The sequence below is a fragment of the Streptomyces sp. DT2A-34 genome, assembly GCF_030499515.1.
Lineage (GTDB): Bacteria > Actinomycetota > Actinomycetes > Streptomycetales > Streptomycetaceae > Streptomyces.
Genome location: NZ_JASTWJ010000001.1, coordinates 2,489,854 through 2,503,149 on the forward strand (window position 1 = coordinate 2,489,854; position 13,296 = coordinate 2,503,149).

Here is a 13,296-nt window from a genome sequence, read left to right on the forward strand (position 1 = left end):
GCAAACACCTGAAGCCACCGGCGGGTGAGTCCGAAAACTCTGCGTGCGGCTGTACTCCTATGTGATTTCCCTTGGTTGGAGAGGGACGTGTACCGCCGTGCGGTCTGACGGGAACTCGAGTGGGTTCTCGAGATGCTGGGCTACAAGTGGCCTACGGCGAACGAGGACAGGCTCAGAGACTGCGCCGACGTGTGGCGGGAGTTCGGGGAGAAGGTCAACGAGCTCCACACCACGGCGAACAGCGCCGCCCGCCAGGTCACCGCGCACAACGCCGGTGAGTCGATCGACAAGTTCACCAAGACGTACGAGAAGTTCGACGGCGGAGGCGGCAACGACGGCTACCTCCGCAGCGCTGCCGAGGCCGCCTTCCTCATCGCGAACGTTCTGGAGGTCTGCGCCTACCTCGTCGAGTTCGCCAAATGGGCCGTCATCGCCCAGCTGATCGCCCTGGCCATCCAGATCGCCGCCGCCGCTGCCGCCGCGCCCTTCACTTTCGGTCTGTCCTCGGTAGCGGGAATGGGCGCCACCCAGGTCACCCGCCTGATCGTCCGACGCCTCCTGAACGAGCTCAAACAGGCCATGATCGAGGCGCTCATCGAGACGCTGAAGGAACCCGCGATCTCGGCAGTCGAGGCGATGATCACCGACCTCATCCGCCAGACGGTGAACGTCGGCTTCGGCGCCCAGGAAGGCTACGACGTCGGCGCCACCCTCAAGGCCGGCGGCGAGGCAGGCCTCGACGCCCTCAGGCAGAGCCCGCAGACCTTCGCCGAAGGCGTCCGCGACAGCCTGGGCCAGAAGGCCGGCAGCCGGGCGCGGGACGCGATCGACAGCCGGACCGACGGGTACGACGGGCCGTCGGGGTCGGACTTTCCGGGGGGTGACATCGGCAGCGACTCCGGGCCGGGGAGCTCCAACTCCTCGTCCTCGGACTCCTCTTCGTCGTCCGATTCCTCTTCGTCCTCTGATTCGAGTTCGGCGGGTCGGACTCCTCCACCTCGACGCGCAACGGCAACGGCAGCATCCCCGGCGCGAACATAGGCAACGGCATATCCGCCGACACAGGCGGCCCGGACATTCCGGCACCCAATATCGGCGCGGGCCCCGATTCCGGCTCCGGGCCGGGATCCGACTCCGGGAACACGTCCTCCTCGGACAGCCCGTACTCGCGGCCGACGCCATCCACCGGGCCGTCCCTGTCGGACTTCGACGACCCTCGTCCCGGCGGTCCCTCGTCCAACGGCTCCGACTCCGACACTTCGTCCGGCACGCCGAGGCACGTCCGGCCCCTCGCACTCCGGCGGCGGCTCCCCCGTATCCGGCCTGTCGTCCCCCAGCCCGCAATCCGCGCCCACGTCCGGGGCCACGTCGTCCGGCGGTACGTCGTCCACGCCGGGCGGCGGCTCGATCGGCACCCAGATCGACGGCCTGGCCGCCAGCGCGCCCACGCAGTCCAACGCGGCACCGACGCCGGCTACGGCCGACCCGTCTCCCTCCAGTTCCGGCGGCCGTTCGGACGGCGGCTCGGCCATGCCGACGTCGCCCACGGCACCCTCCACCGGGACTGCCGCTCCGGGCACGCACCACACCCCGAGCGCTTCAGGCGGCGCCCCGACCGCCACGAGGCCAACACCCAACTCCGGCCCGGCGAGGAACCCCGCCGCCAGCACCCCGGGCACGCCCTCCGCCACGGGGACCGGCCCGGCGTCCACTCCGAGCCCCACGTCGCCGACAACACCTCGGAGTACGCCTGCTTCGACACCGGACGGGCAAGCTCCGGGTACGGGGGGCAGCCGTACGCCAGGCACGCCGGGTACGCAGAGCACGCCGGACGGTCGAATACCGACTCAGCGCCCCGGAAGTGCGATCCCGGGCGACGGCAGCAGCCACGGAACCCTCCCGGTACGGCGCCGGGCGACGGCAGCACGCCGCGGAACACCCCCGGTACGACGCCGGGCGACCGCACTCCGCCCCGCAACAACCCCGGCACCACAACACCGGGCGACCGCACCACGCTCCGCAACTCCACGGACTCGACCGGCGGCAGCCGTACTAACACCCCCGGACAGAACCCGAGTACGACCAGCCCGAACCAGAACTCGGCCCAGTCGACTCCTTCCAGAGCCGCATCGCCGTCCACGAGCACTTCCACGACGTCGCCGTCCACGTCGACACCGAGCAGCAGCACGCCGGGCTCCTCAACTCCGAGCAACAGCACCCCGAACTCCTCACCCCAGCCCGGCCCCGCCACCCACAGCCCCACCCCCCATGGCACACCCGGCTCACCCAGCACCCCGAACCAGCCGAACGCCGGCGCCACCCCCAACAAGCCACCCCACCAGCCCGCGGGCAGCACGCCGAGCACCCCGAACCAGCCGGGCGCGCAGCCCAACACCCAACAGCCCCCGGCGAACACCCCGAACCAACAGCCGCAGCCTCAGGTCATCCCGGTCCCGGTCCACCACGTGACCCCGGCACCGAACAACCAGCCCCAGCTGTTGAGCTCCTCGGCGATCTCCGCCGGCCGAGCCGCGCTCCACCAATGGTGCCGCCCTGCTTCGAGTAGCGGTGCCCGACGCACGCGGAATCCCATCCGGTCGAGTACGACCACTGCCTGCTCGGGGTCGGGCTCGTAAGCGGCACCGAGCGGCCCGGACAGCGACGCGATGACAACGAGATCTCCGGGCGTCAGGGCACGAGGTCGAAGCAGGTGAGGCAGTGCCGTATGAGTCACCGAGGCAGTGTTCCGACACCCATAGCAACACGCTACTCATTTACCGATCGACCATGCAGCGGCTCCTCCTGCGTGGCGCCGGTCAGCTGGCCTGGGCTTGTCCGGCCTGGGCCCCCTGGTGTGGGTGAGGCGGTAGGACTCGGTGCCGGTCTGGGTGATGGCGCCGTTGAAGGTCAGCCGGTCGACGATGGCCGCGCAGAGCCTCGGATCGGTGAACGACTTCGTCCACCCGCTGAAACTCTCGTTCGAAGCGATCGTGACGCTGTTTTTGCAGCGCCTCCGCGTAGTCGACCTGCCCACCGGACTACGGAACGAAGCCGAACCGGCGTACCCAACTCCCCCTTCAAGGGCACCCTCCCCCTCTCCGAACCCTCTCCTAAAATCCATCCACCCCCAGTTCGGTGATCCCGGCGTAGAGCCAGCTCCACACCGTCGCGCTGGACGTCTCCGGTTCGAACAGGCCCGGCGCCAGCTCCTTCATCTCGTCCAGGAACACTTGCGCCACCACCTCCTGGTCCCCCTCCACCGGATAGGGATGCCAGCAGGCGTTGCTGTAGCGGTACACGGCCTCAAGGATGCGAGTGAAGACATCGAGGTCCGGCGCGAGCGGCACAAGCGTCCCGTCCGTCGGGCCCTCCAGTCGGCTCCAGATGTGCACAGACCCGTCGTGGCGGTGCAGATACAGCTCTCCGTATTCGCACGCGCCGAAGGCGATCAGGTCCGCGGCGGACACACCGTCGGGCAGGCCGTCCTCGGTGAGGTCGCCGTCGGCCGGTGGGCACAGGGCTTCGGCCGGAAGGGCCTCGTACTCGGCCCATTGGCACACCCACCAGGCGGGTACGCCAACGTCGCGCAAGTGCCGCCTGCTTCCCGGGTGTTCGAGCCCCTCGGGCAGAGCGCTCTCCGATATGCGCAGCACGTGCCGCGCCCCGAAGGCGTCGTCGACCCGGGCCGAGGTGAGCGGCCCCGTCGGTCGCCGCAGCTCCGGTTCAGGGCTGATCGGAGCTGCCTCGGACGACGTGCAGTCGATCCCGTCACCGCGCGGCCAGTCCCGCAGCACCTCCGCGTCCGTCTCGAGCACCGCTATGCCATGCATGTCCTTGACGAGATACCGGGTCCTGCCACCCTCGGCGGCGACCGCGACAGCGCCTTCCCAGCTCGCCGGTGCGGTCAACTCCCGGTCGTACAGCGCGGGTACATCGAGCGTCTCCGACGGCAAGGGCGCCGCATCCAGCGCTCCTTCGTCACGGACCCTCACTCTTCGCCCTGTCCCCGCATCGAGCCAGAGCGGGCCGCGGTGGTCGACCACCTCGATGAGCTCCCGCCCTTCGTACAGGCGGCGGCGGACCTGGCAATAGTCACCGTTCAGGCTCGGGTGGGCCAGGAACCAGTTGGCCGGCCGCCACCACGCCCACACTGTGCGCCACGGCATCCCCGGCTCGGCCTTCGCGATCCGCTCGGCGTACTCCTCGTGCCCCGTCGCCTTCGCCGCGAAGTGCAGCCAGGACGCAAACTCGGCGGCGGGCACCTCCGCGCCGCCGAAGATCGCCTCGGCCTGAAGGAAGACCTCGCGCCCTACGCTCTGTGCGCCATTCCCCGCCGCGAGGTGGTCGCGCACAAGCTCCCGGTCAGCGGTCAACAGCCGTGCGGGGTCAGCCAGTACGTCGTCGAGCTCCTCATTCATACGGTCATCCTGGCACCCACCACTGACAACAGCCGCCCCCGCAGTCCTCGCAGCCCCAGCCCCAGCCCCAGCCCCTACCAAGGCCGCTAAAGGAGCATGGAGTTCACCAGGACACAGACACCACAGCCGAGCAGACCGCCGAAAAGCAGGATGAGGCCGGTGATGAACGTCCCGCGCCGCCTGGGTCGGTTCCCCCGGCGGAAGGCGGCGCTCAGTGGGAAGGTCGCCACGCCGAACATGGCGGCGGCTACGCACCAGAACCGCACACCCTCGACGTAGAACGACGCGAAGGTGCCGCGGTCGAACCACCACCCCGAGTCGTATGCCACCGCCTCGACCTTCTCACCCTTGTCGTACGCCGCACCGGGCGCGAAGTCCTCCACGTCGTAGCGGTCCCCGCCGTCGTCGGAGCGGAAGGTGCCCGAGCACTCCACGTCGTCCCCGATGTCGTCCTTGCCGCAACGCGCGATGGTGATCGTCCCTTCCGTGCCGCCGGACACCCTCCTGGGACCTTCCTCATAACCCGCCCCGACGAGGACCAGGCCGAAGAGCAAGAAGAAGACGCCCACCATTCCGGCCCCTATACGGCTGCCGACGCCCCGTTTCGCAGCAGCGGGGCCGGCGCCCGGCCCTCCCGTTCCGGCCTTCCGCAGGTTCTGCCCACCATTCGCGTCCGTCTTCAATGCTGTCCCGTTCCCCTACATGGTGCTCGTGCACCTACTGGCTCAGAAGATCTTCGCGAGGCCGGTTCCTGCAGGTCAAGCGTCCCACCAGCCACTCCACAGCAACCGCCACTGCCGTTCACGCGTCGCAAGCGGGCATGATCCACATCTCCGAGAGCCCCGACTCCCACACAGCCCAGCTGCTCGATGCCCGAAGCCAGGTCCGTGCCGACACCGATGCCATGACGGCCGATCCGCTCGTGCTCGACTGCGCACGCCGCCTCCTGGCTGACCCCGGTGGCGAGACGGCGCGTGTATGGGTGGCGGGACTCGCGGAGATGGTGCCGTATCTCGCCGGGCAGCCCAGCCCTGAGGCCGAGCGAACGGCGGTCGAGGGCCGTTCCGGCGGCTGATCCGCTGGGCGCCCTTCACGCGGCCCGCTCCGGCTCCGACGGCCCCCTCCTGATCTCACTGATAGCTTGCTGCTCCAGACCGTTCACTCCGTGGGAAGTCAATGAGCCAGCCGCCGTTCCAACCACCACCACAGCCTTCGCAGCCACCGCAGGCTCCCAACAACCCCTACACGCAGCCCGCTCCGCCGCAGCAGCCACCAGGGTTCGGTCAGCCGTCGGCTCCGGGCCAGCCCCCCATGCCGATAGGGCAGCCCGCGATGCAGGCCGGGCCGCCGCCTGCCCCCGGCCAGCCCCCGATGTACCCCGGATCGCCGCCCGTTCCTGGACCGGGACAGCCGCCCGGGCAACCGATGTATGGCATGCACGCGGCGCCGCCGTTCCAGGCGCCCCCTTTCGGCCAGCGGCCGAACGCGAGCGGTAGTCCGGTGGGTGCGGTCTTCCTCGGATTCTTCGTGTCGGTCATCGTCTCGCTGCTCTACAGCGGTCTCAACCTGGTCACGTACGAGGACCAGTCATACGCGGTGGGCAACACGCTCTACCTGGGCCACGCGCTGCTCAACGGAGCGATTGTCGGCTTCCTGGTCGGCACGGTGGGGCACCGCAGCAACGGCGCCTGGATCTGTGGGGCCGTCATCGCAGCGCTCGGCGCGTTCTTCGGCTCCACCAATGCCATCGTGCTCATGATCGCCGATGGCAGCGGGGGCGGCACCGTCTGGGACATGGTGAGGTACGACCCCTTCTGGCCGGCCAAACTCTGGTGGACCGACAACACCCACGGCGGCGTCGACTGGTTCTCCCTGCTCGGCCTCGTGCTCGCCGCGGCCGCCGCCTGGGGTCTCGCCTACGTCATCGGTAACAAGCGCCGTCAGGCGTGACTTCTCGTCAGGTGCCGGTCCGGGCGTCCACCGCCTGGTGCCCGGTCGGTAACTGAACCCCTGCCGTCACGGCCGCCGTCAGTCGACCGCCTTCAGCCGACCCGCCTTCAGCCGACCCGCCTCAACGAAAAGCGGGGCTGTCGCCGAGGCCCGCCAACGCTCCCCCGATACAGGTGACCATCATCGCCCAGCGGGTGTGGCCGATCCTGGCGAGCACGAAACCCCAACCGCCCAGAGCCACACCCATGGCATACGTGGCGACCCAGACGCCGAGCGCATCGCCCTGACCGAGGCGTACGCCGATCAGGACCAGGCAGACGACGGCGACCAATCCGGCGAACGCCGTGTACAGCCCTCGTGCCTGCCGCGCATCGCGCCGCCGCTCCTCCGCGAGCCCTGGCCGGCCCTGAGCCTGGAACTCCGCCCGCAGCTCGTCCGCGCTCGCCCCAGACAGGGGCCGCCCGCCCGATCCGTCCGACCTGTTCGCCGCGTTACCGCCATGCGTTGTCATGGCAGCCGAGCCTATCGGTCGACGACCACCCGCCGGCCGCGAGCCTGTCGCGTCACGAGCCCTCGAGATACGCCAGTGCAAGCATCAACGGCACTGAGGCGAAGGCGAGTCCGAACGCCGTAGCCGACATCACCGTACGAATTTCCCGTTTGGCGCGGATCCCCAGGTAAGCGGCGACCAGCGGGAGGACCGCAGTCACCAGAAAGCTGAATCGCCAGCCACCATCTCCGATGAGGAAGACCATGAGGCCCCAGCAGGCCGGGACGGACGCGATACTCAAGTAGCACGCACGCGTGAGGAACCGCTCCAGGTCGTCGACCCCGCCAAGAAAACCCATTGATCCTGAACCGCCTTCGCCACTACACCGCTTGGTGGTCGCAACCACTGGAAGCCGCCTGCGGAAATCCGTCCGCCGCCGAAAACTCGTCGAGTCCCGCGCCGCGCAGCGCACGCCCGCGCCTCACCCCGGGTACGGAACCGGGTCGAGGTGGCTCAACCGCGCCGGAAACGCCGACGCCATACGGCTCCAGCCCTGGCCCCCGAAGTGGACCGAGCACCACGAACCGTCGACGAAGCCGATTTCGTGGTCGCCGCCCGCCACGTCGCTCCGGTCGCGGATATAGGTCACGTTGCGAATATCCGTGGCCCACCCCACCTCGACCGGGCCGCGTCCGCGTGTACCGGTGAAGGAGCGCGCGCAGGACACGTACACAAGCTGCAGGCGCCGGTCGGTGACCTGCATCATCACGGCCCTGCTGTTCTTGGTCCGAGGCAGTACGGCACGGGCCAGGAGACCGGCCATGCTGTTCCAGCCGCCGTGGAACGGTTTGCCCGGCTTCTTCTCCTCACGCCAGAAGACCGCTTCGAAGAACGCCTCGAACGGGTTCCAGGTGATGGCGTAGAGCCTCGCAGCCCCATAGACGGGGAGCATGCACCAGCTCCCGAGCGTGCGGCGCTCGGATCGCAGAGCGCGAGGTCGGCGAAAGTAGCCGGGCCGCGGCGCCCTGTCGGCCAAAGAGACCCCGTGCTCACCACGCAGCACCTCCCCCGCCGGCACCAACGCCCTCGCCCGCTCGGCGGGCGTCTCCCGTCCGCGATCCGTTCTGCTCACCCGAGATGGCCCCTCACGGTCCTGCACTGTCCTGGCCGCGTTCGGCAGAGTCGCGTCCGTACGTTTTGTGAGCCGCTGCGGATCGGGAGGCGGGCAGGTGTAGTGCTGTCCTTGATCATTGCCGCGAATGTAACGCACGAGGTCGCGCGGAAGCACTTGTGTCCGTACGCGGTGAGGGGTCAACGTGGCGCGTGCGTACGGGGGTTCAACGCTACGGCACGGACCCGTCCGGAGGGCAGGGCTGCTCGGGACTGCCGTCGGCGCACGTCCGCCGGTCTCCCCACTTCAGCGCTGTTGAGCCCGCCCACCCCGCCCGGAGTCGTGCACCGGCGCATCCCGCTCGGCACGCTCGCGATCCAGCTCCGCCTGCTGCCGAGCGTCCCACTGCTCGAACTGGGCCGTGGACTGCTGGCGTTCCGCGTACGTCTGGTCGTCGGCCGCCCGGCGGATCTCGTGCATCCGCTGGAACACGGCCTCGGTGTAGCGCGGGTCCTGGAAGGCGTCCTTGATGTCGACGCTCCCGCTCAGCACGGTCCGCGCCATCTCGCGCAGGTCCGGGCCGAGCGAGGTCGCGTCGGCGATGGTGCGCAGGGAGCGGCGCAGCCGCAGGGCCTGCTCGGGGTCCTGGGCGATCCCCATGAGTTCCTCGTCCTGGATCTCCCGGTCCGCGGTCATGGGTGCGGCATGCCCTTCCCGTTGGTGGTTGATGGGGCCGGCTTCGGTGGGGGCAACCGAAGCAGCGGCGGCGTCATCCGAACTCGTTTCGGGCCCAGTCGTCCGCGCCCCCCGAGGAGCCGGAGGAACCGGAGCTCGGCGCGGAGGCAGTGGCCGCCGCCGGCCTGTTGGACGCCTGCATGGTGCCCGAGGAGCCGGAACCCGCCCCGGACGCGGTGGCCGCAGCCCCGTCGGACCCCTGCCCGCTCTGGGCACCGTGTCCGACCAGCGCGTCGACGCCATGCTGTACACGGTCCCCGGCCGCGCCGGTGACGCGCTCCGTCGCGGCGTCCACGGCGTTGTTCACGTGCGCGGTCGGGTCCACGTAGTCGGCGAAGGTCGATCCCTCACCGCCGGTGACCTCGTTCTTGAGGCCGTCCACGTACTCGCCCGCCGCCGTCTTGGCAACGTCCGCCGTCTCGCCGAGGTCGACACCGGACCGCGCGTCGAAGTACGTCTCGATGCTCTGCTGGCCGATGTTCTGCGCCATTCCTACGGCGGCCTCGGTGGCCTTCTCCTTGGCGGCGTCGACCACCTTCTCCTGGACGAACTGCTTGCCCTGCTCCTTGAGCTGGTCCTTGGCGAACTGCTTGACCTTCTCCTTGGTGACCTTCTCGAGCTGCTCCTTGGCCATCTTCTTGATGGCGTCCATGGTGGCGTGCTCCATGGCCTTGGTGACCGCTTCCATGACCTCCCGCTTGAGCCGGTCCAGCAGCTCGCGGACGATCAGCCGAGTGGCCTGTGTCGCGCCCAGCGCACCGATCTCGGACAGTCCGAAGGTGAAGGGCGCCGCGGCCTGCGCCGCGATGATCTCGATGGCCAGCGCCACGAGTTGGACGATCACGGCCAGCTTCGCCGTGAGTACCGCCACCGCCGCCGCGTCGAAAGCGAGGGCGATCACTTCGCATGCGGTCTTGGCGTCCGGCAGATATCTGTCCTCGCCATTCGCGCCGGTATAGGCGCCCCAGTCCTTGCTGAATCCATCGACAGCCGTACCGAAGTTGTGAGAAACGACAGTGCGGGCGAGACCTTCGCCCTGCCGCTGGATCTCTTCGAGTTCCTCGCCGAAAGCCCGCCAGGTCTCGGCGACATTGTGCAGTGCTTCTTCGTCGGCCTCGGGCCAGTTGTAGCCGAGGAGGTCGAGTACCCAGACAAGCTCGCCGGGCAGTGTGAGCGACATGCCAATAGCCCCGTATTTTATTAGAGTTCGCCGGAAACACCGTTCAGCAGGCCGTTGTTCGACGCTTCCGACGCATCGTAGTTACGTGCCATGTCCTGCAGGTTGTAACCGACCTTCTGGAGCCGTTCCGCGAGGCTGTTCATCGATGTGAGGATTCCGTCGCGAATCGGCGTGTACACCTGTCCGAAGATCTCCCCGAAGTCCGCATCCGCCCATGGCTCGCCAAGGTCTTCAAGGTTGCCCTTGAGCCGCTTGGACGCGGTTGAGAAATCACCACCGAGGTCGACGAACTTCCCGCCCTGCTTGCGGAGTACACCAGTGTCCACATCGAAGGTTTCAAACTCCATTGCGCTCCCCCGAACTCCCCTTGCTGCACTTCATATTGAACGACAGACGGATACCTTAGACTCCTCGCGCACTACCCTGCCAAGCCCGCCAGTCAAGAGATCGTCAAGTTGAGCAAGGGGACGACAAAAAGTGGTGACAGTACAGTCGCGTCACGGCGACACAGGGAGCCTGTGGGCGGGAAGACTCCTCGGCCTGGGGTTGCTCCTGTTGGCCGCAGTCGTCGCCGCGGTGACCATTCCGGAACTGCGCAGTGAACTCGCCGGAGAGGGCACCGACGGCACCCTCACCGTTTCTTCATGCGAGACACACACGAAGACCCACTACGGCACGAACAGGCGTTCCACGGAACTGAAGTTCAGCTGCACCGGAAACTGGAGCGCGGAAGAAGGGAAGGCCACCTACAAAGACGTGGTGGTGGAAACCTCATCGCGTTTCGAAACCGGAGCAGAAATCCCCGTGGTTCAGGTGGACGACACCTTCGAGCAACCGCAGGACCGCGACCCCGGAGACGACGCCGCGATCCTCGCGTTCTGCCTCTCCTTGCTGTCCTTCGGCATCTACTGCCTCCTCACCGGCTTCGGTACCCGCAACGGCCCCGGCTTCACCGCTTCTTGGCAGCGCCTGCCGGCCCAGACCGTCACCGGCCCGGTACTGGGCGGCCTCTGCGCCCTGGGCGCCCTGGGAGCGCTCGTCTGCGCCCTCGCCCTGTGACAGCCGGCCATATCCCCATCCCTGAGGAACCCCCAATGACACAAGTACACGGGAACGCCGCGCCGAACGCCGCCGAACCGGAAACCCGCGCGGGCCTCGGCCGCCTCATCGGCGCGGGCCTGATCCTCGTAGGCGTCGTCCTGATGGCCCTGGGCGCCTACCTCGGCCCGTACACCTACGCCACGTCCACGCCGGGCAAGCTCACCGTCGACACCTGCACCGTCGACTACAAGTACCGCTCGAGCACGTCGAGCAGCTCGCGCAAGAAGACCAAGACCAGGTGGTGCTACGGCACCTTCACCGCCAACGACGGCTCCATGAAGGACCTCAACGCCGAGCTCAAGAGCGATGCCCTGCACCAGCGCGGCTACGTCATCGAGACCCTCAAGACCGGCGACACCTCCTACAAGCTGGACCGCGGCTGGGTCGGCGCCATCGCCACCGGCTGCGCGTGGTTCTTCGGTGGCCTGATGCCGCTCGCGATCGGCTACTTCGGGGTCGTTACCGGCTTCTCCTCTACGCGGGCGCCGAGTGCGGGGTTGTTCCGCACGTGCTTGGTGCTGGTCGTGGTGGGGGTGATCGGGTTGCTTGTCAGCCTGTTGGTGGGGTTCTTCGCTTGACCTTCGCGTCACCTTCGCGTGACAGAAGCCTTGGCGTTGATCCCGAACGGCACTCGGCGGCATGGCAGACCATGAAGGTCTGCCATGCCGCCGAGTTGCTGTTGCTGCTGGTGTTGGTGCCGGTGTTTCTTAGGTATCTAGGAATCAGTCGTGGGCAATGCCGCGAGGGAGAAGGAATCCCCACTGATGCCGGCACCGACCGAGGTGACGTAGATCACGCCCTTGTGCCAGAACGGCCACGCATCGATGCCCGTGTTCGTGTCCACCTCTTCCGGATATTCGACGAGTGTCGTCATCGCACCGTCCTCCGGGTTGAACTCCACCAGCTTCGGCCTCTCCGTGGACTCGGTGACGTACACCAACAGACGCTCGTCACCGGTCTCGCGGAGTGGGATGTACTCCATCTTGGGTGATGCCTTCGACCGCCACAGCTCCTTTCCGCTGTCGAGGTCGTAGGCGACCAGCGACCTGGGGCTGCCGGCGCCCCCGTCCGGGTCATAGCCGCCCATGAGGAAGATGTTTCCGAAACCTGCGGCCTGACGCATCGGACTGCCGTTGTCCTCAGCGCTCCGAGTGTATTTCTCCGGCTTTCCTTGGAATTTGCCGCCGCGCTTTTCGCCGGTCTTCTCGTCGAGCGCATATACGCCGCCTTCATCGCCACTGATGACGAGAGGAGACGTGGAAACGACCTGCCCTGCCGTGCCGTCGGCAAATTGCTTGGTCCACTTGGCCCTGCCACTGGCGGGGTCGATCAGCGACACCTCGTCCCAGGCCTTGTCGCTGGTGTCGTCGCCCTCGGTGCAAGCGCGTACCCGGATCAGATTCTTGCCGCCGGTGTACGAACCGGCTGAGCAGCCACCGTCGTGATACAGGTCCTGTGTATTCCAGACCTTGCTGCCGTCCTCCAGCCGCATCGGGTCCCAGGCCTTACTGCCGTCGGCCACCTTCAGCGCCACGTGCTCCGTATCCGCCGCGATCACCACGGCCTCGCCGGAACGAGCCACCGTCAGCCCGTCACCCATGCCGAACTCGTCCTTCACCTTGAAGGCCCGCTTCCAAAGCACCTTGCCGGAGTACAGGTCGAAGGCGGCAACATGGTCGCACTTACCCCTAGCCCCGGCCGTTGCCGAAGCGCCATAGGCAACGATGCCGACTCCGCCGTCGGAATCAGAAGGAGCCAAGCACGCCTGCTGACCCGCGCCCGGCAGCGCTGTGGCCCAAAGCTGCTTACCGGTGTCGAGCTCGTAGGCCTTCACACCACCGGACAGTGTCTGTACGACTGCCTTGTCCGTGAACCAGGTGCCGTCCACCTCCTGCTCCCTCAGGCCCCAGCTGACGTCCGTCGGCACGCTGTACAGCGGCTCGGTGGCAGCGTTCGCCATCAGGTACCACGCGCCCCCGCCGGCCCCACCGAGCACGACGAGTGCGACGACGAGCAGCACGATCAGCCCGGTCTTCTTCTTCCTCGGCGGTCCAGCCGGGACGGGCGCCCCGGGGAACTGCTGCGGATGACCTGGCTGGCCGTAGCCCGGCTGGGGGGCCATCGGATACTGCGGGGGCCCCGGCTGTTGGGGGTAGCCGTAACCAGGCTGTCCCGGAGGCGCGGCGGGTGGCGGCTGCTGCGGATGACCGTACGCCTGCTGCGGATAGCCGTATCCCTGCGGGGGCGGGTTGCCCTGCTGCGGTGGCATGGGGGGCTCCTGCGGCGGAGGGTACTGCTGCCCGTAGGGGCC

At 68.0% G+C, this 13,296-nt stretch carries 15 protein-coding genes and 1 pseudogene; 5 read left to right on the forward strand and 11 right to left on the reverse strand.

Annotated elements, in window-relative coordinates:
• The first annotated feature begins 132 nt into the window (after nt 1-132).
• Nucleotides 133-1,041: a hypothetical protein gene (locus QQM39_RS10720; protein ID WP_301996465.1), complete on the forward strand. Its 909-nt coding sequence runs from the start codon at nt 133-135 to the stop codon at nt 1,039-1,041.
• 433 nt (nt 1,042-1,474) lie between these two features.
• On the opposite strand, the gene QQM39_RS10725 is transcribed toward QQM39_RS10720, so the two are convergent.
• The 4 genes and pseudogenes from QQM39_RS10725 to QQM39_RS10740 all read right to left on the reverse strand — a co-directional run bounded on the left by QQM39_RS10725 (nt 1,475) and on the right by QQM39_RS10740 (nt 4,990).
• Nucleotides 1,475-2,395 (reverse strand): hypothetical protein, encoded by a 921-nt coding sequence (locus QQM39_RS10725; protein ID WP_301996466.1) that lies wholly within the window; start codon nt 2,393-2,395, stop codon nt 1,475-1,477.
• Between the two features lie 375 nt (nt 2,396-2,770).
• Nucleotides 2,771-3,004, reverse strand: a pseudogene (locus tag QQM39_RS10730) (ATP-binding protein); the annotation flags it as partial.
• A gap of 106 nt (nt 3,005-3,110) precedes the next feature.
• The gene (locus QQM39_RS10735) at nt 3,111-4,418 is read right to left on the reverse strand and encodes an SUKH-4 family immunity protein (RefSeq protein WP_301996467.1); all 1,308 of its coding nucleotides are present in this window, start codon (nt 4,416-4,418) and stop codon (nt 3,111-3,113) included.
• 86 nt (nt 4,419-4,504) lie between these two features.
• The gene (locus QQM39_RS10740; RefSeq protein WP_301996468.1) at nt 4,505-4,990 is read right to left on the reverse strand and encodes a hypothetical protein; all 486 of its coding nucleotides are present in this window, start codon (nt 4,988-4,990) and stop codon (nt 4,505-4,507) included.
• Between the two features lie 248 nt (nt 4,991-5,238).
• Here QQM39_RS10740 and QQM39_RS10745 point away from each other — a divergent pair, with 248 nt between their 5' ends.
• On the forward strand, nt 5,239-5,493 hold the full coding sequence (locus QQM39_RS10745) for a hypothetical protein (RefSeq protein ID WP_301996469.1): 255 nt from the start codon (nt 5,239-5,241) through the stop codon (nt 5,491-5,493).
• Nucleotides 5,494-5,852: 359 nt separating this feature from the next.
• Entirely contained in the window at nt 5,853-6,368 is a 516-nt protein-coding gene (locus QQM39_RS10750) for a hypothetical protein (protein ID WP_301996470.1), read from the forward strand.
• A gap of 121 nt (nt 6,369-6,489) precedes the next feature.
• Here the strand turns inward: QQM39_RS10750 and QQM39_RS10755 are convergent, their stop codons facing one another.
• From QQM39_RS10755 to QQM39_RS10780, 6 genes are all read right to left on the reverse strand, one after another.
• Complete coding sequence (locus tag QQM39_RS10755) at nt 6,490-6,879, reverse strand: hypothetical protein (protein ID WP_301996471.1); 390 nt, start codon at nt 6,877-6,879, stop codon at nt 6,490-6,492.
• A 52-nt stretch (nt 6,880-6,931) separates the two neighbouring features.
• Nucleotides 6,932-7,216, reverse strand: coding sequence for a hypothetical protein (locus QQM39_RS10760; RefSeq protein WP_301996472.1), 285 nt, complete (start codon nt 7,214-7,216; stop codon nt 6,932-6,934).
• 123 nt (nt 7,217-7,339) lie between these two features.
• Entirely contained in the window at nt 7,340-7,810 is a 471-nt protein-coding gene (locus tag QQM39_RS10765; RefSeq protein ID WP_301996473.1) for a hypothetical protein, read from the reverse strand.
• 465 nt (nt 7,811-8,275) lie between these two features.
• Nucleotides 8,276-8,665, reverse strand: coding sequence for a hypothetical protein (locus QQM39_RS10770; protein ID WP_301996474.1), 390 nt, complete (start codon nt 8,663-8,665; stop codon nt 8,276-8,278).
• A gap of 73 nt (nt 8,666-8,738) precedes the next feature.
• The gene (locus tag QQM39_RS10775) at nt 8,739-9,884 is read right to left on the reverse strand and encodes a PE-PGRS family protein (RefSeq protein ID WP_301996475.1); all 1,146 of its coding nucleotides are present in this window, start codon (nt 9,882-9,884) and stop codon (nt 8,739-8,741) included.
• Nucleotides 9,885-9,904: 20 nt separating this feature from the next.
• Complete coding sequence (locus QQM39_RS10780) at nt 9,905-10,231, reverse strand: hypothetical protein (RefSeq protein WP_301996476.1); 327 nt, start codon at nt 10,229-10,231, stop codon at nt 9,905-9,907.
• Between the two features lie 130 nt (nt 10,232-10,361).
• Between QQM39_RS10780 and QQM39_RS10785 the strand changes: the two genes are divergently transcribed.
• Together QQM39_RS10785 and QQM39_RS10790 are read left to right on the forward strand one after the other, a co-directional pair.
• The gene (locus QQM39_RS10785) at nt 10,362-10,943 is read left to right on the forward strand and encodes a hypothetical protein (protein WP_301996477.1); all 582 of its coding nucleotides are present in this window, start codon (nt 10,362-10,364) and stop codon (nt 10,941-10,943) included.
• 35 nt (nt 10,944-10,978) lie between these two features.
• Entirely contained in the window at nt 10,979-11,563 is a 585-nt protein-coding gene (locus QQM39_RS10790; protein WP_301996478.1) for a hypothetical protein, read from the forward strand.
• A gap of 137 nt (nt 11,564-11,700) precedes the next feature.
• Here QQM39_RS10790 and QQM39_RS10795 read toward each other — a convergent pair whose 3' ends face one another.
• Nucleotides 11,701-13,254, reverse strand: a complete 1,554-nt coding sequence (locus tag QQM39_RS10795) for a PQQ-binding-like beta-propeller repeat protein (protein WP_301996479.1) — start codon at nt 13,252-13,254, stop codon at nt 11,701-11,703.
• Between the last annotated feature and the right edge of the window lie 42 nt (nt 13,255-13,296).

Bases quoted from the DNA above. Each gene is read 5' to 3' on its own strand.
- QQM39_RS10780 (WP_301996476.1), bottom strand. From the start codon at position 10,231: ATGGAGTTTGAAACCTTCGATGTGGACACTGGTGTACTCCGCAAGCAG.
- QQM39_RS10750 (WP_301996470.1), top strand. From the start codon at position 5,853: ATGCACGCGGCGCCGCCGTTCCAGGCGCCCCCTTTCGGCCAGCGGCCG.
- QQM39_RS10760 (WP_301996472.1), bottom strand. From the start codon at position 7,216: ATGGGTTTTCTTGGCGGGGTCGACGACCTGGAGCGGTTCCTCACGCGT.
- QQM39_RS10795 (WP_301996479.1), bottom strand. From the start codon at position 13,254: ATGCCACCGCAGCAGGGCAACCCGCCCCCGCAGGGATACGGCTATCCG.
- QQM39_RS10790 (WP_301996478.1), top strand. From the start codon at position 10,979: ATGACACAAGTACACGGGAACGCCGCGCCGAACGCCGCCGAACCGGAA.
- QQM39_RS10770 (WP_301996474.1), bottom strand. From the start codon at position 8,665: ATGACCGCGGACCGGGAGATCCAGGACGAGGAACTCATGGGGATCGCC.
- QQM39_RS10775 (WP_301996475.1), bottom strand. From the start codon at position 9,884: ATGTCGCTCACACTGCCCGGCGAGCTTGTCTGGGTACTCGACCTCCTC.
- QQM39_RS10755 (WP_301996471.1), bottom strand. From the start codon at position 6,879: ATGACAACGCATGGCGGTAACGCGGCGAACAGGTCGGACGGATCGGGC.
- QQM39_RS10720 (WP_301996465.1), top strand. From the start codon at position 133: ATGCTGGGCTACAAGTGGCCTACGGCGAACGAGGACAGGCTCAGAGAC.
- QQM39_RS10735 (WP_301996467.1), bottom strand. From the start codon at position 4,418: ATGAATGAGGAGCTCGACGACGTACTGGCTGACCCCGCACGGCTGTTG.
- QQM39_RS10740 (WP_301996468.1), bottom strand. From the start codon at position 4,990: ATGGTGGGCGTCTTCTTCTTGCTCTTCGGCCTGGTCCTCGTCGGGGCG.
- QQM39_RS10765 (WP_301996473.1), bottom strand. From the start codon at position 7,810: ATGCTCCCCGTCTATGGGGCTGCGAGGCTCTACGCCATCACCTGGAAC.
- QQM39_RS10745 (WP_301996469.1), top strand. From the start codon at position 5,239: ATGATCCACATCTCCGAGAGCCCCGACTCCCACACAGCCCAGCTGCTC.